Here is a 971-nt window from a genome sequence, read left to right on the forward strand (position 1 = left end):
AATCATCATGCCCCTTATGACCTGGGCTACACACGTGCTACAATGGATGGAACAAAGGGCAGCGAAGCCGTGAGGTCAAGCAAATCCCATAAAACCATTCTCAGTTCGGATTGCAGGCTGCAACTCGCCTGCATGAAGCCGGAATCGCTAGTAATCGCGGATCAGCATGCCGCGGTGAATACGTTCCCGGGCCTTGTACACACCGCCCGTCACACCACGAGAGTTGGTAACACCCGAAGTCGGTGAGGTAACCTTTTGGAGCCAGCCGCCGAAGGTGGGACCAATGATTGGGGTGAAGTCGTAACAAGGTAGCCGTATCGGAAGGTGCGGCTGGATCACCTCCTTTCTAAGGATATTACGGAACGCGAACCATTCTTTACGAATGGTTTGTAAGGACATACTTGGTTGTTTGGTTCAGTTTTGAGAGAGTAAATGATGTCTCTCAAGGGTGAAAGGATCTTCTGTTAAGATCCGTCACGTCCTGTGACGAACGCAGAAGTCACCACATCCTGTGGAAGTTTGTACCTTGAAAACTAAATAAGAGTAACAACGACATCAAACTAAAAGCGGAAGCGAATGTTTAGTGATGTACAGACTGGACTGACTCGCAGAAGATAAAGGAAACACGATAAACGTAAGTGAATCGATGTTGACTTATCGTACGAAGAGGAAGGAAGTCATGCTAATCGCTATGAGCGGAAGCTAGAAAACCAAAAGTTAAGGCGGATAAATAAGTACGCTTATTCATAGAAAGCTAGTTAAGTGAATAAGGGCGCACGGTGGATGCCTTGGCACTAGGAGCCGATGAAGGACGGGACTAACACCGATATGTCCCGGGGAGTCGTAAGTAGACGTTGATCCGGGAATTTCCGAATGGGGGAACCCACTGTTCGTAATGGAGCAGTACTTCTATCTGAATACATAGGGTAGAGGAGGCATACCCGGGGAACTGAAACATCTCAGTACCCGGA

2 rRNA genes are annotated in these 971 nt (G+C 48.2%); both read left to right on the plus strand.

The features are described from left to right. Positions 1–346 (plus strand): 16S ribosomal RNA (locus tag ABDZ84_RS19080); the annotation flags it as partial. A 410-nt stretch (positions 347–756) separates the two neighbouring features. Further along, a 23S ribosomal RNA gene (locus ABDZ84_RS19085) occupies positions 757–971 on the plus strand; the annotation flags it as partial.

This window comes from Virgibacillus salarius, from assembly GCF_039521925.1.
Classification (GTDB): domain Bacteria; phylum Bacillota; class Bacilli; order Bacillales; family Amphibacillaceae; genus Virgibacillus; species Virgibacillus salarius.